Origin of the sequence: Rhizobium sp. LC145 (assembly GCF_001005825.1) — a bacterium.
Taxonomy (GTDB): Bacteria; Pseudomonadota; Alphaproteobacteria; order Rhizobiales; family Rhizobiaceae; genus Neorhizobium.
On record NZ_LBHV01000010.1, the window covers coordinates 1 to 22,544 of the forward strand.

The 22,544-nt window shown below is 63.5% G+C and carries 23 protein-coding genes; 13 read left to right on the forward strand and 10 right to left on the reverse strand.

The genetic code is table 11. The features are described from left to right. The 5 genes from YH62_RS30665 to YH62_RS23090 all read left to right on the forward strand — a co-directional run. The coding region (locus YH62_RS30665) for a hypothetical protein (RefSeq protein ID WP_210166219.1) at positions 1–280 on the forward strand (280 nt) is incomplete at its 5' end. Beyond that, positions 268–1,221: an ornithine cyclodeaminase family protein gene (locus tag YH62_RS23075; protein ID WP_046796656.1), complete on the forward strand. Its 954-nt coding sequence runs from the start codon at positions 268–270 to the stop codon at positions 1,219–1,221. The genes YH62_RS30665 and YH62_RS23075, both read left to right, overlap by 13 nt. Beyond that, positions 1,221–3,707 (forward strand): ATP-dependent helicase HrpB, encoded by a 2,487-nt coding sequence (hrpB, locus tag YH62_RS23080; protein ID WP_046796657.1) that lies wholly within the window; start codon positions 1,221–1,223, stop codon positions 3,705–3,707. The genes YH62_RS23075 and hrpB overlap by 1 nt, the downstream gene beginning before the upstream one ends. Before the next feature lie 69 nt (positions 3,708–3,776). Further along, the gene (locus YH62_RS23085; RefSeq protein ID WP_046796658.1) at positions 3,777–5,117 is read left to right on the forward strand and encodes an ActS/PrrB/RegB family redox-sensitive histidine kinase; all 1,341 of its coding nucleotides are present in this window, start codon (positions 3,777–3,779) and stop codon (positions 5,115–5,117) included. A gap of 69 nt (positions 5,118–5,186) precedes the next feature. Further along, positions 5,187–5,759: an ActR/PrrA/RegA family redox response regulator transcription factor gene (locus YH62_RS23090; protein WP_046796659.1), complete on the forward strand. Its 573-nt coding sequence runs from the start codon at positions 5,187–5,189 to the stop codon at positions 5,757–5,759. Between the two features lie 9 nt (positions 5,760–5,768). Here YH62_RS23090 and YH62_RS23095 read toward each other — a convergent pair whose 3' ends face one another. Then, positions 5,769–6,257: an MmcB family DNA repair protein gene (locus tag YH62_RS23095; RefSeq protein ID WP_046796660.1), complete on the reverse strand. Its 489-nt coding sequence runs from the start codon at positions 6,255–6,257 to the stop codon at positions 5,769–5,771. A gap of 180 nt (positions 6,258–6,437) precedes the next feature. Here YH62_RS23095 and YH62_RS23100 point away from each other — a divergent pair, with 180 nt between their 5' ends. Beyond that, on the forward strand, positions 6,438–7,115 hold the full coding sequence (locus tag YH62_RS23100) for a L,D-transpeptidase (protein WP_046796661.1): 678 nt from the start codon (positions 6,438–6,440) through the stop codon (positions 7,113–7,115). Positions 7,116–7,191: 76 nt separating this feature from the next. On the opposite strand, the gene YH62_RS23105 is transcribed toward YH62_RS23100, so the two are convergent. From YH62_RS23105 to hslV, 7 genes are all read right to left on the reverse strand, one after another. After that, on the reverse strand, positions 7,192–9,363 hold the full coding sequence (locus YH62_RS23105; protein ID WP_046796662.1) for a malate synthase G: 2,172 nt from the start codon (positions 9,361–9,363) through the stop codon (positions 7,192–7,194). Positions 9,364–9,466: 103 nt separating this feature from the next. Beyond that, complete coding sequence (locus YH62_RS23110; RefSeq protein ID WP_046796663.1) at positions 9,467–11,473, reverse strand: hydantoinase/oxoprolinase family protein; 2,007 nt, start codon at positions 11,471–11,473, stop codon at positions 9,467–9,469. A 63-nt stretch (positions 11,474–11,536) separates the two neighbouring features. Continuing rightward, a complete protein-coding gene (locus tag YH62_RS23115) occupies positions 11,537–12,955 on the reverse strand; it encodes a cytochrome P450 (RefSeq protein ID WP_046796664.1) in 1,419 nt (472 codons plus the stop codon). 44 nt (positions 12,956–12,999) lie between these two features. After that, entirely contained in the window at positions 13,000–13,920 is a 921-nt protein-coding gene (locus YH62_RS23120) for a DUF1402 family protein (protein WP_245282169.1), read from the reverse strand. A 242-nt stretch (positions 13,921–14,162) separates the two neighbouring features. Then, positions 14,163–15,470 carry an ATP-dependent protease ATPase subunit HslU gene (gene hslU / locus YH62_RS23125; RefSeq protein ID WP_046796666.1) on the reverse strand — a complete coding sequence of 436 codons (1,308 nt, stop codon included), beginning with the start codon at positions 15,468–15,470 and terminating at the stop codon, positions 14,163–14,165. Further along, a complete protein-coding gene (locus YH62_RS23130) occupies positions 15,467–16,009 on the reverse strand; it encodes a GNAT family N-acetyltransferase (protein ID WP_046796667.1) in 543 nt (180 codons plus the stop codon). Before YH62_RS23130 ends, hslU begins: the two co-directional genes overlap by 4 nt. Then, on the reverse strand, positions 15,999–16,523 hold the full coding sequence (gene hslV / locus YH62_RS23135; protein ID WP_046796668.1) for an ATP-dependent protease subunit HslV: 525 nt from the start codon (positions 16,521–16,523) through the stop codon (positions 15,999–16,001). Before hslV ends, YH62_RS23130 begins: the two co-directional genes overlap by 11 nt. A gap of 209 nt (positions 16,524–16,732) precedes the next feature. On the opposite strand from hslV, the gene hisB reads away from it, so the two are divergent. From hisB to coaA, 7 genes are read left to right on the forward strand one after another with little or no spacing between them, the layout of a single operon-like run. Then, positions 16,733–17,341: an imidazoleglycerol-phosphate dehydratase HisB gene (hisB, locus tag YH62_RS23140; protein WP_046796669.1), complete on the forward strand. Its 609-nt coding sequence runs from the start codon at positions 16,733–16,735 to the stop codon at positions 17,339–17,341. A 19-nt stretch (positions 17,342–17,360) separates the two neighbouring features. Further along, positions 17,361–17,843, forward strand: a complete 483-nt coding sequence (locus YH62_RS23145; protein WP_046796670.1) for a DUF2628 domain-containing protein — start codon at positions 17,361–17,363, stop codon at positions 17,841–17,843. Then, positions 17,843–18,493, forward strand: coding sequence for an imidazole glycerol phosphate synthase subunit HisH (gene hisH, locus YH62_RS23150; protein WP_046796671.1), 651 nt, complete (start codon positions 17,843–17,845; stop codon positions 18,491–18,493). The genes YH62_RS23145 and hisH overlap by 1 nt, the downstream gene beginning before the upstream one ends. A 25-nt stretch (positions 18,494–18,518) precedes the next feature. Further along, entirely contained in the window at positions 18,519–19,262 is a 744-nt protein-coding gene (gene hisA / locus YH62_RS23155) for a 1-(5-phosphoribosyl)-5-[(5-phosphoribosylamino)methylideneamino]imidazole-4-carboxamide isomerase (protein WP_046796672.1), read from the forward strand. Then, the gene (gene hisF, locus YH62_RS23160) at positions 19,259–20,047 is read left to right on the forward strand and encodes an imidazole glycerol phosphate synthase subunit HisF (protein ID WP_046796673.1); all 789 of its coding nucleotides are present in this window, start codon (positions 19,259–19,261) and stop codon (positions 20,045–20,047) included. Before hisA ends, hisF begins: the two co-directional genes overlap by 4 nt. Before the next feature lie 13 nt (positions 20,048–20,060). Beyond that, positions 20,061–20,384 (forward strand): phosphoribosyl-ATP diphosphatase, encoded by a 324-nt coding sequence (locus YH62_RS23165; RefSeq protein WP_046796674.1) that lies wholly within the window; start codon positions 20,061–20,063, stop codon positions 20,382–20,384. Continuing rightward, the gene (gene coaA / locus YH62_RS23170) at positions 20,381–21,367 is read left to right on the forward strand and encodes a type I pantothenate kinase (RefSeq protein WP_046796675.1); all 987 of its coding nucleotides are present in this window, start codon (positions 20,381–20,383) and stop codon (positions 21,365–21,367) included. The genes YH62_RS23165 and coaA overlap by 4 nt, the downstream gene beginning before the upstream one ends. Before the next feature lie 21 nt (positions 21,368–21,388). Here the strand turns inward: coaA and YH62_RS23175 are convergent, their stop codons facing one another. After that, the gene (locus YH62_RS23175; protein WP_046796676.1) at positions 21,389–22,000 is read right to left on the reverse strand and encodes an alpha-ketoglutarate-dependent dioxygenase AlkB; all 612 of its coding nucleotides are present in this window, start codon (positions 21,998–22,000) and stop codon (positions 21,389–21,391) included. A gap of 13 nt (positions 22,001–22,013) precedes the next feature. Continuing rightward, on the reverse strand, positions 22,014–22,448 hold the full coding sequence (gene arfB, locus YH62_RS23180) for an alternative ribosome rescue aminoacyl-tRNA hydrolase ArfB (RefSeq protein WP_046796677.1): 435 nt from the start codon (positions 22,446–22,448) through the stop codon (positions 22,014–22,016). Positions 22,449–22,544: the final 96 nt, after the last annotated feature.

Sequence of the window (22,544 nt, forward strand, 5' to 3'; positions counted from 1 at the left end):
GATTTCTCTAGAACAAAGGACTTCGTCGCCAGCAGCGCCGCCGCCCTCGTTCAGTGAGCGGCGTTATAAGCGGAGCCATCCGATGGTGTCAACGACCTTTTTAAAAAAATGTCATCTTTCTTCTCCGACCAGCCCGAAACGGCGTTTTGCACGCCAAAATCGGGCAAAAGTTAACGGAAAGGCAGCGCGGCATCAGCAAAAACCGCTTTCTCGGCGCTATCCGCCGTTGCTAGGGTTGAAGGCATTTCCCAAGGCTGGAGTCGAAACATGCTGGTACTGAATGAAGAGGAAACACGGGCGGCGCTTCCATGGGCCGAATTGATCGATGCGGTGGAGGCGATGTTCCGCAGCGATTGCGTGATGCCGGTGCGCCATCATCACGAGATGGACGTGCCCGGAGAAGCGCCCGCGACCATGCTCCTGATGCCGGCCTGGGTGCCGGGCGGCCATATCGGCGTCAAGATACTCAACCTCTTCCCCGACAATCACCTGCGGGCTCTGCCGACCATCATCGGCAGCTATCTTCTTTCCTCGGGAACGACCGGCGAAATGCTTGCGATCGTGGAGGGGGGCGAGCTCACGGCACGGCGCACGGCAGCCACCTCGGCGCTCGCCGCGAAATATCTGGCCTGCGCCGACGCGGAAGAGATGCTGATGGTTGGCGCCGGGCGGCTGTCGCTCAACCTGATGGAAGCGCATGCCGTGACCCGGCCCTTGAAGCGCTTTGCGATATGGGCACGCAACCGGCAAAAGGCTGAGGAGATCGCCGCCGCGGCCCGCAAGCTGGGTCTCGATGCATCCGCCGCGGACGATCTCGAAACCGCAGCCCGTTCGGCTGACATCATTTCCTGCGCGACGCTTTCAAACGATCCGCTGATTCGAGGTGAATGGCTGAAGCCTGGGGCGCATCTCGATCTGGTCGGCGCCTTCAAGCCAAGCATGCGCGAGAGCGATGACGAGGCGATCCGCCGCGCGCAGGTCTATGTCGATACCCGGGCAGGGGCGATGAAGGAAGGCGGCGACATCCATCAACCGCTCTCAAGCGGCGTGCTGACGGCCGAGGACATTCGCGCCGAGCTTGCGGAACTCGCCAGCGGCACCAAGGTCGGCCGGGCAACCGCAGAGGAGATCACCCTCTTCAAATCCGTCGGCGCCGCGCTGGAAGACCTCGCCGGCGCGATCCTCGCCTACCGGAAAGCAAGCGCAAAGGCCGGAGGCTGATGTCCCGGGAAACTGCCGAGGGTGCGATCTTGAAGCGCCTGCCGAAGCTGCCGGTCGGCGAAGTTCTGGGCGAGATCACCACCGCACTCAAGTCCGGCACGCGCGCCGTGCTTTCAGCACCGCCCGGTGCGGGCAAGACCACGCTGGTGCCGCTCGTTCTTCTCGACGAGCCCTGGTGCACAGATAAGATCATCCTTCTGGAGCCGCGCCGGCTTGCGGCACGGGCGGCGGCTTCGCGCATGGCCTCGCTCCTCGGCGAAACGGTCGGCGAACGGGTCGGTTACCGGATGCGGCTCGACAACCGCATTTCGGCAAAGACCCGCATCGAGGTGGTGACCGAAGGCGTGTTCGCCCGGATGATCCTCGACGACCCCGAGCTTGCGGGCGTCTCCGCGGTCATCTTCGACGAATTCCACGAACGTTCGCTGGACGCGGATTTCGGCCTCGCGCTGGCGCTCGACGTGCAATCGGGCCTTAGGGAAGATCTGCGTATCCTGGTTATGTCGGCGACGCTCGACGTGGAGCGCGTGGCAAGCCTGCTCGGAGAGCCTCCGGTGATCAAGAGCGAAGGCCGCAGCTTCCCGATCGATATCCTCCACAAGGACCGGGCGTCGAACCTTCGCATCGAGGATGCAATGGCCCGCGCCATCGTCGAGGCCCATGCGGAAGAGACGGGCTCGATCCTTGCCTTTCTTCCCGGCCAGGCGGAGATCGGGCGCACGACCGAGCGGCTTGAGGGGCGTTTCGGGCCGGATACACTGATCGTGCCGCTCTACGGCAATCTTTCCCAGAAGGAGCAGGACCTCGCGATCCGGCCGGCGCCCGCAGGTCAGCGCAAGATCGTGCTGGCAACCTCGATCGCCGAGACCTCGATCACCATAGACGGCGTCCGGATCGTCATCGACAGCGGGTTGCAGCGCCTGCCCGTATTCGAGCCTTCGACAGGTATCACGCGGCTTGAGACGGTTCGCGTGTCGCGCGCCTCTGCCGATCAGCGTGCTGGCCGCGCTGGGCGAACCGAACCGGGGATTGCCGTGCGGCTCTGGCATCCGGGACAGACGGCAGCGCTTTCCTCGTTCACGCCGCCGCAGATACTCGCCAGCGATCTTTCCGGGCTTGCACTGGATCTCGCCCATTGGGGCGTGCAGGACCCGAGTACCCTTTCCTTTCTCGATCCGCCGCCCGGCCCGGCGTTCAACGAGGCAAAGGCGCTGCTCGCGCAGCTCGGCGCGCTCGATGCGCAGGGCAGATTGACCGAAAAAGGGCGGCTGATGCGGGAGCTTGCACTACCGCCTCGTCTTTCCGCCATGACGATTTCAGCTGCCGAGGAAGGCTTCGGCAGACAGGCCTGCCTGCTTGCCGTGCTTTTGACCGAGCAGGGGCTGGGCGGCAGCGACGTCGATCTTGACGAACGTTTGCGCCGTTTCCGCAATGAGCGAGGCGAGCGGGCAGAATCGGCCCGGAAGCTTGCGGAGCGGATCGCCTCCAACCTGCCGAAGACGAAGCAGGGAAGCGACATCCCGCCGGCCGGCCGGCTGCTGCTGCATGCCTATCCCGATCGGGTCGCCCTGCAGCGCGGCGGACGCGGGCGCTTCGTGATGGCAAACGGCCGGGGCGCGGAACTGCCGGAGACGGAGCGGCTGGCGGCGGCTTCGATGCTGGTCATCGCCGATCTCACCGGCCGCGCCGCGCAGGCGCGTATCCTGGCGGCGGCGGAAGTGAGCCGCGCGGATGTCGAAGCGCAGCTTTCCGACGCCATCACCCGCAAGGACGAATGCTTCTTCGATCGCGTGAGCCGCCAGGCGCGGGCACGCAAGGTAGTCCGCCTCGGCGCGATCGTCTTCGATGAAAAACCGCTGCCCCGCCCAAGCGGCGAGCAGGCGGCCAAGGCGCTTGCCGAAGGCGTGAGCGAACTCGGCCTTTCCGTGCTCCCCTTTTCCAAGGAGGGACTGCAGCTTCGCGACCGCATCGGTTTCCTTCACCGCACGATCGGAGAACCCTGGCCGGATGTGAGCGATGAAGCGCTGCTTGCCCGGCTCGACGAATGGTTCGTGCCCTTCCAGGGGAATGCCTCCGGCCTCGATTCGATCGACCCCGGCGGCCTTTCGGAAGGTCTTCGCTCACTCATTCCGCACGATGCCGCCAGGGAGCTCAACAGGCTGGCGCCGACGCATTTCGAGGCGCCCACCGGCCAGCGCCATCCCATCCGTTACGATGGGGAGGAGCCCGTTCTTGCGATCCGCGTGCAGGAACTCTTCGGGCTCAAGACCCACCCGGCGATCGCCGGGGGCAGATTGCCGATGCTGCTCGAACTCACCTCGCCCGCGCACCGGCCGATCCAGACCACCCGCGATCTCCCCGGCTTCTGGGCCGGCTCCTGGAAGGACGTGCGGGCGGAGATGCGCGGCCGCTATCCGAGGCATCCCTGGCCGGAGGACCCGGCGGAGGCCGCCGCCACCACCCGTGCCAAGCCGCGCGGGACGTGACAGAATGCCGCCTGCGACCTGAAGGCGAGCCGGTCTATTGAGGTTTGTCAAAGCACCGCGGAGATTAATATGGTCGGATCGGAGACGGCAAACGGCGGCTCGAAAAATCCCGCGGTGAAATATGCGCAATTCGGGCCATCCAGCCGGCGCATCCGGCTGCAGACCCTCGTGCGCCTGCGCTGGCTGGCCGTGGCCGGCCAAACGCTGACGGTCATGATCGTCGCTTTCGTGTTGCAGTTTGCGTTTCCGCTGGTGGAAGCGGCGGTCCTGATCGCGGCACTGGCCTTCGCCAATCTCGCGCTTTCGGCCTGGTTCCCCCCGACGCACCGTCTCGGGCCGAAATCGGCTCTGGCGCTGCTCGGGTTCGATCTCCTCCAGATGGCGGCTCTCCTTTATATTACCGGCGGGCTTGCCAATCCCTTCGCGCCGCTGATCTGCGTGCCCGTCATCATCTCGTTCGCCTCGCAGCCGCTCCGTCATTCCGTTGCGCTGATCGTCTTTGCGCTGGTCTGCACCACGGTGCTCGCCCTCTCGCCCCACGACCTTCCCTGGTACGAAGGCGAGAGCCTGCGCATCCAGCCCGTCCTGCAGGTGGCCGTGTGGTGCTCGATCGCATCGATGATGCTGTTTGCCGCGTTCTATGCCTATCGCGTCTCGCACGAGGCGACCCTGCTTTCCGATGCGCTTGCCGCCACCGAACTCGTGCTCGAGCGGGAAAAGCATCTTTCGCAGCTCGACGGCCTTGCCGCCGCGGCCGCCCATGAGCTCGGCACGCCGCTTGCCACCATCAGCGTCGTCGCCAAGGAAATGGAACGGGAGCTTATCGACGACGAACGTTTCCGGGAGGACGTGCAGCTTCTTCGCAGCCAGAGCGAACGGTGCCGGGACATCCTGCGCCGGCTCACCTCGCTTTCGGCAGACAGCGAGGAACATATGCGCCGGCTGCCGCTCTCCTCCATGATCGAGGAGGTGCTCGCGCCGCACCGGCAGTTCGGCATCCGGATAGACGTTGTGGAACGGAACGATCGCGCGACCGAACCCGTCGGCAGCCGCAATGCCGGCATCCTATACGGCCTCGGCAATCTCATCGAAAACGCCGTCGACTATGCCCGAAGCAGGGTCATCGTCACGGTGGAGCACGATGCCCAGCGCGTCGCGATCACCATCGAGGATGACGGGCAGGGTTATTCGCCGGATATTCTCTCGCGCATCGGCGAGCCCTATATGACGAAGAGATCGAAGGAGGTCGAACGCGCCGGCGGTCTCGGGCTTGGACTTTTCATCGCAAAGACGCTCCTCGAACGTTCGGGCGCGACGCTTCGGTTTGAGAATCGCGGCGCCTCCGGACCGGGAGCGCGCATCCACATAGAATGGCCTCGCTCCGTGATGGAAGAGCCCCGGCCCAAATGACTTGGCCAATCGGCCGGAAAGAACGATAATCCCATGGAATGACGGGACCGAAGCCCGCGGAGAAGAAGAATGGAAACTCAATTGGAAAAAGCCGCAACGCAGGATATGGACCTCGGTCCCGACGCGTCGCTGCTCATCGTGGATGACGACGGCCCATTTCTCCGCCGATTGGCGCGCGCGATGGAGAGCCGCGGCTTCTCGGTCGATACGGCGGAATCGGTTGCCGAAGGCGTCGCCAAATCGAAGGCGCGTCCGCCCAAATATGCGGTCGTCGACCTGAGGCTTGGCGATGGCAACGGCCTCGACGTGATCGAGGCGATCCGCCAGGCGCGCGAGGACACCAAGGTGATCGTGCTGACGGGCTACGGCAATATCGCGACAGCCGTGACCGCCGTAAAGCTCGGAGCGCTCGACTATCTCGCCAAGCCCGCCGACGCCGACGACGTCTTCAACGCGCTGACGCAGCGTCCCGGGGAAAAGGCCGATGTGCCGGAGAACCCCATGTCGGCGGATCGGGTGCGCTGGGAGCATATTCAGCGGGTCTACGAGATGTGCGAGCGCAATGTTTCGGAGACCGCCCGCCGGCTCAACATGCACCGGCGCACGCTGCAGCGGATTCTCGCCAAGCGCGCTCCGAAATAATAGCCGGCGCTACATCTCGTCGAAGCTCTTGCCGCTTGCCCATTCGGCCAGCATAAGCCGCTGGGCGGCGGCACGGGAAAAATTCAGCATGACGGACTTGCGGGTGGCCGGCGGCAGCTTGTGCTCGGGCGCATCGCGCAGCAGGTGTCCACCATAGCCGTCCGAAAGGAAGAGGCCGCAATCCTCCGGAAAAATGTCGAGCGGCACATCCTTATGCGTCGCGAAGAAAAGCCGATCGCAATAGGCGCGGTATTCCGGCCACTTGCGATCGACGCGGAAATCCTCGATCGAGGTCTTGATCTCGATGATCCAGATCTCGCCCTTTTCGGAAACCGTCACCAGATCGGCGCGCCGCCCGCTCGACAGCACGAATTCGGGCAGAATGGCGTGGCGCATATCGTGCAGCAGGATCTGCACGCCACGACGCACCATCATGGCGCGCGCCGACTGGCGTCCATCGATCAGCGGGTTATTGCCGGCTATATTAAGAATCACCATGGATTTTCAGGGGACCAAGTCAACAAAATGTTGCAAAAAGGCCATGTTGTTTTCATTTCTGCGGCGAATGGCCTTCGACACTACGCAGCGCCTTGCCAAGCTAAATCTAATCGAAAATAACCCGTCTTCAAAGATGGTCTCCATCTCTTTAAATCGATTCGTCATTCCCAAGAGATTTCCATGCGCATCCGCTCCAGCATGATCGCATTCGGCCTGGCGGCTCTCGCCCTGGCCGGCTGCTCCACCACGTCCGAAACCAAGACCTCAGCGGTAAAGGCGGAGGCTCCGGTCCGCATCGAGACCGCCAAGATCTCCACCGATTACGGCCCGATGACCGATGCCGGCTATGCGCTGCCGGCCGTTCCGATCAATCGGGTCGACAAGAAATATCATCGTCAGGTCGTAGACTATTCCAGCAAGGAAAAGCCGGGCACGGTCATCGTCAACACGCGCGAACGCTTCCTCTACTACATCCTGCCGAACGGCAAGGCGGTGCGCTACGGCATCGGCGTCGGCAAGCAGGGCTTCTCCTGGTCGGGCGAGGCCTATGTCGCCTGGAAGCAGGCTTGGCCGACCTGGCATCCTCCGAAGGAGATGGCTGTGCGCCGCCCGGAACTCACCCGCTATGTCGAGGAAGGGATGGGTCCCGGCCTCAACAATCCGCTCGGCGCGCGCGCCATGTATCTCTTCAACGAGAAGGGCCAGGATACGCTGTTCCGCCTGCATGGCACGCCGGAATGGGCTTCCATCGGCACGGCTGCTTCCTCCGGCTGCATCCGCCTGATGAACCAGGATGTGATCGATCTCTACAACCGCGTTCGCCCCGGCCGCGGCACAAAGGTCGTCGTCATCCAGTAAGCTCCGGCTTCAGAACAAACGAAAGGCCGCCTGGATCGCTCCGGCGGCCTTTTCTGTTTCCGAAACTAAACTGAACTCAGCTCGCAAGCTTGGCCTTGAGCTCCAGGCGGCGGCGATGCAGGACCGGCTCGGTATAGCCGCTCGGCTGCTCGCGGCCTTTCAGCACCAGGTCGCACGCCGCCTGGAATGCGATGGAGCCCTCGAAATCCTTGGCCATCGGCGTGTAGAGCGGATCGCCGGCATTCTGGTCGTCCACGACCGCCGCCATTCGCTTCATGGTCTCGACGACCTGCTCCTCGCTCACCAGCTTGTGGTGCAGCCAGTTGGCCATGTGCTGGGCGGAGATGCGAAGCGTTGCGCGATCCTCCATCAGCCCGATATCGTTGATATCCGGCACCTTGGAGCAGCCGACGCCCTGATCGATCCAGCGCACCACATAGCCGAGAATGCCTTGGGCATTGTTGTCGAGCTCGCGCTGGATTTCCTCCGCGGTCCAGTTGGGCCGCGGCGCGACGGGCACGGAGAGAATGTCCGAAAGCTTTGCGCGGGCACGGCTCTTGAGGCTCGCCTGAACGGCCGCGACATCCACCTTGTGATAATGCGTGGCGTGCAGCGTCGCTGCCGTGGGAGACGGCACCCAGGCGGTATTGGCGCCGGCCTTCGGATGGGCGATCTTCTGCTCCAGCATCGCCGCCATCAGATCCGGCATGGCCCACATGCCCTTGCCGATCTGCGCATGGCCGGAAAGGCCGCATTCAAGCCCGATATCGACGTTCCAGTTTTCATAAGCCGCGATCCAGGCGGCCTGCTTCATGTCGCCCTTGCGGATCATCGGACCCGCTTCCATCGAGGTGTGGATCTCGTCGCCCGTGCGGTCGAGGAAGCCGGTATTGATGAAGACCACCCGCTCCCGCGCCTGACGGATGCATTCCTTGAGGTTGACCGTCGTGCGGCGCTCCTCGTCCATGATGCCCATCTTGATGGTATTTGTAGGAAGCCCCAGCGCCTCCTCGACGCGCGTGAAGATTTCGCAGGCGAAGGCGACCTCCTCCGGCCCATGCATCTTAGGTTTCACCACATACATGGAGCCTGAGCGGGAGTTCTTACGGCGGCCGTTCGGGCCGATATCGTAAAGTGCAATCAGCGCCGTCACCATGGCGTCCATGATGCCTTCAGGTACTTCCGCGCCGTCCTGGTCGAGGATCGCTGGATTTGTCATCAGGTGGCCGACATTGCGCACCAGCATCAGGGAGCGGCATTTCACCTCGAAGGCGGAGCCATCCGGGGCCTTGTACTCGAGGTCCGGATTGAGCTTGCGGATGAAGCTCTTGCCGCCCTTGGTCACCTCCTCCTGAAGATCGCCCTTCATGAGGCCGAGCCAGTTGCGATAGACCAGAACCTTGTCCTCCGCATCGACGGCCGCGACGGAGTCCTCACAGTCCATGATGGTGGTGATGGCCGATTCCAGCCAGACATCGGAAATGCCTGCCGGATCGCCCTTGCCGATTTCGGTCGTCCGATCAATCAGGATTTCGACATGCAGGCCATTCTTCTTCAGGAGTATCTGGCTCGGCTCGGAGGGCTCGCCGAGATAGCCGGCGAACTGGGCCGGATCGGCGAGACCGACTGTCCGTCCGCCCTGCAGGGCCGCGGTCAGCTTACCCGATGAGACGGTAAGGGAGACGACGTCCGTCCAACTCGCGCCGGCAAGCGGCACGGACTGATCCAGGAAATCTCGCGCCCAGGCGATGACCCTGGCGCCCCGGACAGGATTGTAGGCCTTGCCTTTTTCAGCGCCGTCCGTCTCCGGAACGGCGTCCGTGCCGTAGAGCGCATCATAAAGCGAACCCCAGCGGGCATTGGCGGCATTCAGCGCGTAACGGGCATTCATCACCGGCACGACGAGCTGGGGTCCGGCAATCTCGGCGATCTCCGGATCGACATTCGAGGTCGAAACGGTGAAATCGGGCCCTTCGGGCACGAGATAGCCTATCTCCTGCAAGAAGGCTTCGTAAGCCGCCATGTCGGCCGGGGCGCCGTTCTTGCGGTACCAGCCGTCGAGCTTTTCCTGCAGGTCGTCGCGCTTGGCCAGCAGCGCCCGGTTCTTCGGAGCGAGGTCATGAACGATACGGGCGAACTCCGAAAAGAAACGCTCGGCATCCACGCCGGTGCCGGGCAGCGCCTCCTGCACCAGGAAATCATAAAGCTTTCCGTCGATCGCCAGTCCGCTCTTCTGAATACGACCCATTATTGAACTCCCAACTCAGTCCTGAAATTAAACGCCGCCACTTTGCGCGCGTCGGACCGGCTGTCAATGCGACAAAGGCCGGAAAACGTTTCAACAGCCCTCTTCAGCCGATGGCCGCCATGCGGGGCCGCCCGGTGGCAATGGCGGTCACGCGCGCTTCCACCAGCCGGCGCGAACCCTCGACCTGCGGCGCGTCGATCTCTTCCGCGATCGTGACGACCGCATCCTGCGCGCCCTCTATCCCGGCTCGCTCCAGGGCCGCCGCCGAAGCGCGATCGCGCGCCGCCGACAGCGCCTCCGCCTCCCCCGCGATGCGCAGGCTTTCTCCGCCGCCGGAAAGCACGAAGCAGCCCTCTTCCGGCGAGGTGACGACCACGGTCACGCTTGCCCGCACCTGCCCCACCACGGCGCCGAGCGCATTGGCCACATCCGCATGTTCGGGGATCACCGGCTCGGCTCCCAGCATCTCGGCAACCGCAGGATAATAGACGGACGCGGACGCGCCGAGGCCAACCAGCGGCCGGTCGAGCGAGATGGAGAAGCGGGTGATGCCGGGCGTTCTTCTTAGCGCCCTATCCACCGCCATGGATACAGCCGGATCGATCGCTTCCGCGCCGTCCTCCGCCAGGCAGGCGGCGAGCACGGCTTCGCAGGACTGGCGTGTCAGCCGGCTCACGATCTTTTGCGCCAGCTCTTCCGCCGAGCCCGCGATCGGTTTTCCCGCGCCATCCCTGCGGCGGGCGGCAAGTTCGAGACCGAGTCTAGCGGCATCCACTTTCCACTGGTTCTGCCGGCCAAGCACATGCAGGGCGTCGGAAGGCGTGATGCCAACCAGATGAACGAGGCCCCGCGCCACAAGACGATCCAGCACCGCCTTCTGCGAGGCGGCGGTCAACAGCTCGTTGAGCGGCACCGACTCGCCGCCGATACGGGCATAGAGCGCCTGCTCCTGCGGCTGCAGGCCCTGTGCCATGGCGTCCGGCAAGCCTGTGCGCAGCGCCAACCGCCCGTCATGCCGGCCAGCGTGGCTGGCGCGAAGCTGCTTCTCAAGCGCCGCCACAACGCCCGCGCCATGTCGCATGGCGGCAAGACTCAGGGGCAGAATACGGCGCGGACCCAGCGTGAAACGGGCTTCGAGGCCGCGATCGTCGATATGCACTTCCGAATCACCACCGAGGCCATAGGTCCGCAGCGCCACCGCCTCCACCATGGTGCGGTGGCCGCCCACGACCGCGCCCTCCTCCGCAAGCCGGGGCTGCCCGCCCTCGAGCACCGCCACATCCGTGGTCGTGCCGCCGATATCGGAAACGACCGCCCGGTCGAGCCCGGTCAGATAACGGGCGCCGACAAGGCTTGCCGCCGGCCCCGACAGAATGGTCTCGATGGGGCGAAGCCGCGCCTCGGCGGACGAGATCAGCGCACCGTCTCCGCGAACCACCATCATCGGCGCGGCGATACCCCGTCTTCCCAGGAAATCCTCGCAGGATCCGATCAGCCGATCGATGATCGAGACCAATCGGGCGTTCAGAAGCGTCGTCAGGGCACGGCGCGGCCCACCAAGCTTCGAGGAAAGCTCATGGCTGCATGTAACCGGCAGATGGGTCGCCACCCGGATGCGATCGCGCACGCGGACCTCGTGAGCCGGATTCCGCACGGCGAAATAGCCGGCGACGGCGAAGGAGGACACCGAACCCGCAAGCGCCGGCAGCGCTTTTTCCAAAGCGGCAAGATCGAGCGGTGTTTCGTTGCCGTGCACGTCGTGGCCGCCGGGTAGAAAGATGACCGGGTCATTGCCGAGCGCGCCGGCAAGCCCGTCTCGGGCGAGGTCCTGCGGGCCGAAGCCGATCATCACCAGCGCCGCGCGGCCGCCCTGTCCTTCCACCAGCGCATTGGTGGCAAGCGTGGTGGATAACGAGACGAGCCCGATCTCCGAAACCGCTATGCCGCTCCTCCCCAGCACGGCGTCCGCCGCACCGGCGATGCCTTCGGACAGGTCGTGCCGGGTAGTCAGCGATTTGGCCTTGGCGCAGACACCTTCTCCTTCGCGGAAAAGCACGGCATCCGTATAGGTGCCGCCGGTATCAATGCCGAGGAGATAGGGAGAGTTCACGCAAGGCGCCCTTGGGACAGAGGAGAAGATTTCCTGCGATCAATACCCCAAGGCCGGCAAAGATCAATTCGGCGCGATCGACGTTCCGTGTCGCAGGCTGACCCGCATCGGCATTCCGTCGCGCGGCTGAGTCGTCAATTTCTGCACCGGCCAGATTTTCGTGCCGGGCGTCGCATCGAAGCGATAGCGCTTCATGAGCACCGCAAGCGCGATCACCGCCTCCTGCATGGCGAAGGTGGCCCCGATGCAGATGCGCGGCCCCGCGCCGAATGGCAGATACTGGAAGCGGCCAACCTTGCCCCGGTTCTCAGGCAGGAAGCGTTCCGGCATGAAGGCGCGCGGCTTTTCCCAATGAAGCTCATGCCGATGCAAGGTCCACGGCATGACGAGAACCGTCACCCCGGCAGCGATCCTCACCGTCTCACCCGCGGGACTGGTCCAGCGATCGTCGGCGATCGCAGCCCGGTTGATCGAAGGCGCCGGCGGATAGAGGCGCATCGCCTCCTCGAAGGCCGCTCGCACCCAGGGCATGAGGTCCAGCCATTCGACCGGGTCCGCGCCGCTTGCGAGAACCTGGTCGATCTCGGCTTCCATGTTTTGCCGGACATGTGGGGAATGCGCCACGCAGTAAAGCGTCCAGGCGAGCGCGCGCGCCGTCGTCTCATGCCCGGCGCCGATGAAGGTGAGGATATTGTCCTCGATCTCGTCCATCGTGAGCCCATCCGGCCTTGCCAGGTCGAGAAGCAGAGTGAGGAAATCCTCCGGCGTATCCGCCCGGTTCTCCCGCATGCGCTTCCGGCGAAGCGCCATGGTATCGGCGACCACGCCGCGGAACTTGTCGAGCACGCGCTGGCCGCCGATCCGCGTCAGGCGCGGGACCCAGGAAGGGGCGCGCAGAAGATCCATCGGATCGACGCGCCCCATGCGGTGCAGAAGCCGGTCGACATCGTCGGAAAAATTCTCGCTCTTCGTGACGATCTCCCCGGAAAAGAGGGTTTCCGAGAGGATCGCGAAGGTAAGCTCCGTCATGTCGTTGGAAATGTCGAAGACCTTTCCCTCCGATCCGGCGCCTGCATATTTTTCCGCATATTCCTCGGATTTGCGCAGCATCTGCCCGGCAAAGCCCCTGGCATGTTTCGGCGTGAAGACGGGCGCCATGGCTTTGCGCGACCGTTTCCAGATATCGCCCTCGGCGGTCAGAAGGCCGTCGCGCAGGATCGGTCGAAGGATGAGCTGGCGGATTTCCGACATCTCGTAATTCGCCGCGTTATCCACCAGCACATGACGGATGAGGCCGGGATCGTTGACGATGAGCGTTCGTTCCCGGAAGAATTTCGTCTCGATCCAGGGAAGCGTGTAGGAGGGCTTCCCCCAGAGCTCCAGGGGGTTGCGAAGCACCGTGCGAATGATCTCGAGCCGCGATGGGGGAACCGTGCGGGGTTCCGGTGCCGGCGGAACGAAAGGTTCGGGGCGCATCTCCATGGACAGCCCTCCTGATTATTCCTGTCGGTGAGGAGTATCGGCTCTCAGAGGAGCGATTTCAACTCGGCGAGTCTGTCGTTGACCAGCCAGCCGTAGTAATTCTCCTCCGGCAGGGCACCGCCTCCTCGGGCTGCCAGCGCCGCGGCGCGGTTCGCCGAGCCGCCGGTATTGTAGAGGGTCGCCGTGATGCCCGGATTGCGGGAGATATCGACGCCGGCGATCGTCTTGTAGTCGTCGATCGAGCGCCGGATGCCGGCCGCGATATAGGCGAGCGACTTGTCCGGGTCCATGATCGCCTCATAGACTCCCGCCGCATCACTCTCGTCGAGCCTCGGATAGCCGGAGGTCTTCGCCACCGTATCCGACAGCATAAGCGCAGTCAGCGGATTGAGCTGGCCGAGCCCGAAGGTCTGGCCGGCGAAGAAAGGCTGGAAGAAGACGGCGCTGAACCGGTTGTTCGGGAAGGCCGTGCCGCCGACCTTGCGGCCGCGGAAACTTTCTTCCCAGACATTTTCCCGACAGGTCCACAGCCGATAGGAATCGGAGAGCCGCTGGCATTTTTCGAATTCAGGCCGGGTCAGAAACTCGCTGATCGTCTCGCTGCCGAAGCCGAAACGGAACCTGTTGCCGGCATAGGCGGCGGCCTTGATGTAGTAGGACTGCAGCCGGTCATAGGCATCGACGTTATAGGTATGCTCGCCGACGATCGCACCGACGATATGGATCGGATCGATGCCGTAATCACCGGCCGTCGACTTGATCTTGGCGATCAACGCCCTGTCATTGGCAAGGAGATCACGGATCTTCTCGTATTTGTCGTCGAAGGTGGTCCGGCCGGCACGCGTCCGGCGCACCGAGGCGCCCGGCACCTTCGGCTGTTCCGCATGGCGGTTGCCTTCCGGCACCAGCAGAAGCCCCCCCGCCCCGGCACCCGAAGGTACCGTCCAGGCGGCCACAAGAAGCAATGCCAGCAGAAAACGTCTCAATATCCGTGTCCCAGGATTTTGTTCGGAAGCCCGCATTTCGCGGACACGCACGAAAGAATGGGCCTGTCTCAAATCCGATGCGCAGCCAAATGCAGCCAAATCATGAAAACGCGCCTCCCTTTACGTGAAAGAGAGGCGCGATGTCGAGATTGCCACGGTCAAAATCCCGTCAGCGGGAGCCAAGTCGCAGCCGGACGTTGCCCGGCTGCCACGTTTCGCGCTTAGAGAATGTATCTCGAAAGATCGGTATCGGCCGCCAGATCGCCCACATGCTTGCGCACATATTCGGAATCGATGGTGATCTCGTTGCCGGGCCGGTCCGGCGCGTTGAACGAGATCTCGTCCAGAACGCGTTCCATCACTGTCTGAAGACGCCGCGCGCCGATATTCTCGACCGAGGCGTTGAGGTGCACCGCCACATCGGCGAGCGCATCGATGGCATCTTCGGTGAAGTCGAGCGTAAAGGTTTCCGTCGCCATCAGCGCTTTGTACTGGCGGATGAGGCTTGCCTCAGTCTCCGTCAGAATGCGGCGGAAATCCTCCTTGGTCAGCGCCTTCAGCTCGACGCGGATCGGCAGGCGGCCCTGAAGCTCCGGCAGCAGATCGGAAGGCTTGGCCACATGGAAGGCGCCCGAGGCGATGAAGAGGATGTGATCCGTCTTCACCGGACCGTATTTGGTCGAAACCGTCGTGCCCTCCACCAGCGGCAGGAGGTCGCGCTGCACGCCCTCGCGGGACACGCCCGCGCCGAGTCCGCCGTCACGGGCAGCGATCTTGTCGATCTCATCCAGGAAGACGATGCCGTCGTTTTCGACCGCACGCACCGCTTCGCGTTGGATGACCTCGCTGTCGATCAGCTTGTCGGATTCGTCGCGGACCAGTTCGCCATAGGATTTTTCGACCGTGGTGCGAACCTTCTTGGTGCGGCCGCCCATGGCCTTGCCGAACATTTCGGAAAGATTGAGGACGCCGATATTGGCGCCCGGCATTCCGGGGATCTCGAAGCCGGGCATGCCGGAGCCGGTATCCGCCACCTCGATTTCGATCTCCTTGTCGTCGAGCTCGCCGCTCCTGAGCTTCTTGCGGAAAGTCTCGCGGGTTGCGGGCGAGGCGGTCGAACCGACCAGAGCGTCCAGCACCCGCTCTTCCGCGCTCATATGGGCCTTCGCCTGCACTTCGGCGCGCTTCTTCTCACGCACAAGGCCGATGCCGACTTCCACGAGATCGCGGATGATCTGCTCCACGTCACGGCCGACATAGCCGACCTCGGTGAACTTGGTCGCCTCGACCTTGATGAAGGGCGCGCCGGCGAGCTTGGCGAGACGGCGGGAAATCTCCGTCTTGCCGACGCCGGTCGGGCCGATCATCAGAATGTTCTTCGGCATGACCTCGTCGCGCAGGCTCTCGTCGAGCTGCTGACGGCGCCAGCGGTTCCTGAGCGCGATCGCGACCGCGCGCTTGGCGTCGTGCTGGCCGATGATATGGCGGTCCAGTTCGGACACGATTTCTCGGGGGGGAAAGTTGGTCATGATATCTCGTTCGCTTTCGGGTCGTATTGCATGATCAGCACGTCATTGCCGGTTCGGCCTTCCAGCGCCGGAACCGGCCGAAAGCCGGCCTTGGAATAAGCGCGGACCGCCCGGACATTGGCGGGATCGGGGTCTATGATGATGGTCTCGTGGCCAAGGCTGCGCAGCATGCCGAGAAAGGCGGTCAAGGCCGCGGAGCCAATCCCTAGGGAGAGCTTGCCGGGCTCGCCGATCGAAAGATCGACGCCGACGGCCTCGGACGACAGTTCGAGCAGCCACGGATGGTCCTTCGTCCACTCCTCGTTCTGGTGATGGCCAAGAAACCAGTATTGTATGTAGCCGACGGGCTCCGCATCGAGCGTCAGGATGAATGGGCGCGTCGTGTCCCTTCCTTCCACCATGTCTCTGATGAAGCCAAGCTCCTCTTCCGGATTGCCCCACCATTCCAGCACATGCGGCTCGTTCAACCACTGACGAAGCAGCGGGTAGTGAGCCGGATCCACCGGCAGGAAGCCAATTCGGGCGGGATCAATCAGCATCCAGCGTTTCCACCACGAGATTGTGGTTGGTGTAGACGCAGATATCGGCGGCGATATCGAGCGCGGTTCGGGCGATCTCCTCGGCCGACTTGTCGCTGTCGACCAGCGCACGGGCGGCCGCGAGCGCGAAATTGCCGCCGGAGCCGATCGCCATCACACCGTGTTCGGGCTCCAGCACGTCGCCGTTGCCGGTCACAGCCAGCGTGATCGACTTGTCGGCCACCAGCATCATCGCTTCGAGATTGCGCAGGTATTTGTCCGTGCGCCAGTCCTTGGCGAGTTCGACGGCAGCGCGCATCAACTGGCCCGGATATTGTTCGAGCTTCTTCTCGAGCCGGTCGAGCAGCGTGAAGGCGTCGGCCGTGGCGCCGGCGAAACCGGCGATGACCTCGCCCTTGCCGATGCGGCGCACCTTGCGCGCATTGCCTTTCATAACGGTCTGGCCGAGGCTCACCTGGCCATCGCCGGCAATGATGACCTTTCCAGCCTTCCGGACTGTGATAATCGTTGTCATGAAGCACCCTGTTGGCCCAAGTCGGGCATTGACCGGGGGCACGGAGCGGCCCCGTTGAGCCCTATGTAAGGGGTGCCGGCGCGATTGCAATCTTGGCCATGGCGACGTGGCCCCGCGCTGCAGCAAGCGAGGCTAATCCAAGGGTGCTTTTGCTGGATATTTGTCATCTCGCCTGATAAGGAGCGCAGATCGATCGCATGGAGTGACCAATGGGCGAGACCGCAACCGGACGCGTGGGCGCCGTTTCCCGCAAGACCAACGAAACTTCCGTCTCCGTCTCCGTCAATCTCGACGGCACCGGGACCTCGAAGATTTCCACGGGCGTCGGCTTCTTCGACCATATGCTGGACCAGCTTTCCCGCCATTCGCTGATCGATATGGAGATCGACGTGAAGGGCGACCTGCACATCGATGATCACCACACGGTGGAGGATACCGGCATCGCGCTCGGCCAGGCGGTCGCCAAGGCCCTCGGCGACCGGCGCGGCATCACCCGCTATGCCTCGATCGATCTTGCCATGGACGAAACCATGACGAAAGCGGCCGTCGATCTTTCCGGCCGGCCTTTCCTCGTCTGGAACGTCGCCTTCAGCGCGCCGAAGGTCGGCACTTTCGATACGGAGCTGGTGCGCGAATTCTTCCAGGCCTTCGCGCAGAACGCCGGGATCACCCTGCATGTGCTGAACCATTACGGCGCCAACAACCACCATATCGCGGAAACCTGCTTCAAGGCCGTGGCGCGCGCACTCCGCACCGCCACAGAAATCGATCCGCGCCAGGCAAACAGCGTTCCCTCCACGAAGGGAACGCTGGTCTGACCGGCCGAAGGAGGTCGTCTTGACAAGCTATCTCGTTCTGACCCCGCCTGGAGGCCCGGAGAGGGACCACCGCTCGACCATCGTGCTTCCCGACCGGTTCTCCTGGCTGGCGCTTCTCTTTCCGTGGATCTGGTTACTCGCCAAGCGCCTCTGGCTTGCGGCCGTTGCGGTCGTCGTCCTTCAACTGGGCACGGGATGGCTGATGCAGCTTCCGGGACTCGAGACCGCCGGCTGGCTCGCAGGTCTGGCAATCAACCTGCTGGTCGCATTGGAAGGAAGGCATTATTATTCGGAACACCTGATCCGCCGCGGCTGGAGCCTCGACGCGGTGATCTCGGCCGACAGCCGGGCCGGCGCCGAAGACATCTATTTCACTACGCTGAGGCGGGCGGAGGATAAGTCGCTGCCGCCCTCGGCTGAATGGGCGGTGCAAGCCCCCACCGCGGTGCCCACCGGCTGGCGCCCGGCCCTCGGGCTCTTCGATCACGAAGGAGGACGCTGATGCGCGTCGCGATCATCGATTACGGATCGGGCAATCTGCGCTCGGCCACCAAGGCTTTCGAACGCGCCGCCGAGGAAGCCGGCATCGAGGCCAAGATCGACCTTACCGACAAGGCGGAAGCCGTCGCCACCGCCGACCGCATCGTGCTGCCGGGCGTCGGCGCCTATGCCGATTGCCGCGCAGGGCTCGATGCCGTTTCCGGCATGCGGGACGCGATCATCGACGTGGTGGAGCATAAGGGCCGCCCCTTCCTGGGCATCTGCGTCGGCATGCAGCTCATGTCCTCCCGAGGCCTCGAGAAGACGACCACGGAGGGTTTCGGCTGGATTGAGGGCGATGTCGTGGAGATGACGCCCAACGACCCGAACCTGAAGATCCCCCAGATTGGCTGGAACACGCTGGACATTCACCACGAGCACCCGCTCTTCGAAGGCATTCCGACCGGACCGGACGGCCTGCACGCCTATTTCGTGCATTCCTATCACCTTGCGGCAAGACACCGGCACGACGTGATCGCGACAGCCGATTATGGCGGTGCGGTCACCGCCTTCGTGGCGCGAGACAACATCGCGGGCTCGCAGTTCCATCCGGAAAAGAGCCAGGCGCTCGGCCTCGCCCTCATTACCAATTTCCTGCGCTGGAAGCCTTGAGGCTCGCGCAGCAGAAGGAAGAAACATGATCCTTTTCCCCGCTATCGACCTCAAGGACGGCCAATGCGTTCGCCTGAAGCTCGGCGACATGGAGCAGGCGACCGTCTATAACCCGGACCCAGCAGCCCAGGCGAAAACCTTCGAGGACCAAGGCTTCGAGTGGTTGCACGTTGTGGATCTCAACGGCGCCTTCGCGGGAACGAGCGTCAATGGGGCGGCCGTCGACGCCATCCTGAAGGCTACCAAAAACCCGGTGCAGCTCGGCGGCGGCATCCGCACGCTCGATCATATCGAGGCATGGCTTTCGCGCGGGCTTGCCCGCGTCATCCTCGGCACGGTCGCGGTGCGCGATCCGGCGCTGGTCATCGAGGCATGCAATCGTTTCCCCGGCCAGGTCGCCGTCGGCATCGACGCCAAGGGCGGCAAGGTCGCGGTCGAAGGCTGGGCGGAGGCCTCGGAGCTCGGCGTGGTCGAGCTGGCGAAGAAGTTCGAGGGGGCCGGCGTCGCTGCGATCATCTACACCGATATCGACCGGGACGGCATTCTGGCCGGCATCAACTGGGCTTCCACGCTGGAACTCGCGAACGCCGTCTCCATCCCGGTGATCGCGTCGGGCGGACTTGCTTCCCTCGACGATATCCGCCGCATGCTGGAGCCGGACGCAGCCAAGCTCGAAGGTGCTATTTCCGGCCGCGCGCTCTATGACGGCCGTATCGACCCCGCCGAAGCGCTCTCCCTTATCCGCTCCTCACAAGGACGTGCCGCATGACCCTGAAGGCTCGCGTAATCCCCTGCCTCGACGTCAAGGATGGCCGTGTCGTCAAAGGCGTCAACTTCGTCGACCTCGTCGATGCCGGCGATCCGGTGGAGGCTGCCAAGGCCTATGACGCCGCGGGCGCCGACGAACTCTGCTTCCTCGACATCACCGCCTCGTCCGACAATCGCGAGACGATCTTCGATGTCGTGGCGCGTACGGCCGATCACTGCTTCATGCCGCTGACAGTCGGCGGCGGCGTGCGTTCAATCGCCGATATCCGCAAGCTGCTGCTTGCCGGGGCCGACAAGGTTTCCATCAATTCGGCAGCCGTCAACAACCCGGATTTCGTCGCGGAAGCAGCCGACAAGTTCGGCAACCAGTGCATCGTCGTCTCGATCGACGCGAAGCGCCGGCTGACCCAAGCGGTCGGCGGTGACAATCGCAGCGAATGGGAAATCTATACGCATGGCGGCCGCAACGCGACCGGCATCGATGCCTTGGAATTCGCCGAGAGAATGGTCGAACGCGGCGCCGGCGAATTGCTCGTGACCTCCATGGATCGAGACGGCACGAAGATAGGTTACGATCTTGAGCTGACGCGCGCGATCGCCGACAGCGTGCGGGCGCCGGTAATCGCGTCGGGCGGCGTCGGCTCGCTGGACGATCTGGTGGCCGGCGTGAAGCAAGGCCATGCCACGGCGGTGCTCGCCGCCTCGATCTTCCACTTCGGCACCTATTCCGTCGGCGAGGCCAAGCACTATATGGCCCAAAACGGCATCCCGATGCGGCTCGATTGAGAAAGGCCCGGTCATGAGCGGATTTTCCCTCAAGGATCTCGAAAGGATCGTCGGCGAACGCGCCAAGGCCTCGCCGCAGGAATCCTGGACGGCGAAGCTGGTGGCGGCAGGCCAGGCGAAGGCCGCCAAGAAGCTCGGCGAGGAGGCGGTGGAGACGGTCATCGCCGCGGTTGCCCAGGGGCGCGAGGAGCTGACCGCCGAAAGCGCCGATCTCCTCTATCATCTTTTAGTCGTCTTGCGCATCGCCGGCATCCCGTTGCAGGATGTCCTCGACGAGCTGGAAAAAAGGACCGGACAGTCCGGTCTTCAGGAAAAGGCAAACCGGCAGACATCATGACGACCGCCACAAAAACTGCCGAGATGCCGGACCCCTCCCCGTCTGCGACCTATTCGCCCTATCATCAGTTCACTTCGGAAGAATGGGCGAAGTTCAGGGCAGACACTCCGCTGACACTGAAGGCCGACGAGGTCGCCAGACTCCGCTCGCTCGACGACCCGATCGATCTCGACGAGGTCCGCCGCATCTACCTTTCGCTATCGCGCCTGCTTTCCTCGCATGTGGAAGCATCGCAACTGCTCTTCCGGCAGCGGAACCGGTTCTTGAGCCTCTCGGATGTCGCCAAGACGCCCTTCATCATCGGTATCGCCGGATCGGTCGCGGTCGGCAAATCCACCACGGCGCGTATCCTGAAGGAACTGCTGGCCCGCTGGCCGTCGAGCCCGAAGGTCGACCTCATCACCACCGATGGTTTCCTCTATCCGAACGCGGTTCTCCAGCGCGAGAACCTGATGGACAGGAAGGGTTTCCCGGAAAGCTACGACATCGGCTCCGTCCTGCGCTTCCTCTCCGCCATCAAGGCCGGCGAGCCGAACGTGAAGGCGCCGCGCTATTCGCACCTCACCTATGACGTGCTGCCGAGCGAATTCACCCTGGTCGACCGGCCGGATATCCTGATCTTCGAGGGCATCAACGTGCTGCAGGCACGCGCGCTTCCCGCCGACGGCAAGATCGTGCCGATCGTTTCCGATTTCTTCGATTTCTCGATCTATATCGATGCCGACGAGGCGCTGATCCATAACTGGTACGTCGCCCGCTTCATGAAGCTTCGCGAGACCGCCTTCCGCGATCCCAGTTCCTATTTCAACCGCTATGCGACGATCGACGAGGATGCCGCCCGCGCCGTGGCCGAGGGCCTTTGGGAAAACATCAACCTGAAGAACCTGCGCCAGAACATCCTGCCGACCAGGCCGCGCGCCGATCTCATCCTGCGCAAGGGCAAGAACCACCTGATCGAAACGGTGGCGCTGCGCAAGCTGTAGCCAACCGATAGCCAGCGATTTTCAGCGGTTCACGCGCCGCAGCGTGAGATTGATGCGTCCGCCGTTCTTCAGCAGCGTCGAGGTACCCGGATAGATGCGGTCGACGCCGTGGAAGGCGAGCCGCCCTTCGCCGCCGAGAACCACGACATCGCCGCTCGAAAGCCGGAAGGAGCCGGTCGGATCTTTCCGGGAAAGGCCGCCGACCCGGAAGAGGCAGCTACTGCCGAGCGAAACCGAAACCACCGGCGCCTCCAGGTCGATTTCGTCCTTGTCCTGGTGCAGCCCCATTTTCGCGTCGTCGGAATAGAAATTGACGAGGCAGGCCTCCGGCGGCTTCGAATAGCCCGACAGCTTTTCCCACAAATCCAGCAGTTCTCTCGGAATGGACGGCCAGGGATTTCCGGTGCCCGGATGCGTGGACTGGTACCGGTATCCACGCTCCTTGTCTGTCACCCAGCCGAGCGAGCCGCAATTGGTCATCCTGACCGACATGGGCTTGCCGGTGCCGGGCATTTCCGGAACGTAAAGCGGGGCCTCGGCCACCACCCCTCGGACGAGTTCCACCAGATGCTCCTGCGCGGCGCGATCGAGATATCCCGGCAGATGGCGTATGCCGTTCGCAAGGCTTGCCATGGCTCGCTTCCTTTCAGTCCCTCACAGGCCGGCCACGCATTTTCTTGATCTCGGAACGGCCCGACTTTTCCTTGAGCCGTCTTTCGACCGAACCCTTGGTAGGCTTGGTTGCCTTGCGTGGCGGCGGAGGCGGCTTTGCCGCTTCGAGGATCAGCTCCTTCAGCCGCTCACGCGCCTCCTCGCGATTGCGTTCCTGACTGCGGGACCGGCTCGCCTCTATCATCAGAACGCCCTCTTTCGACACCCGTTTTCCGGCGAGCTTGATGGCGTTCTGCTTCACACGATCCGGCAGCGAAGGCGAACTGCTAATGTCGAAGAAGAGCTGGACGGCGGTCGAGACCTTGTTGACGTTCTGGCCGCCCGGCCCGCCGGCAAGCACGAACTGCTCAGCGAGCTCCCATCCGGCGATGGTAATGCGGCTATTGATGACAAGAGGATTGCTGGCCATTGTTCTATCTCCGGGCGCATCCTTTCCATAAACGGCGGCAAAAGAAAACCGCCGGCCTCCATGGAGACCGGCGGTCGAATGTTCCACGTGAATCCA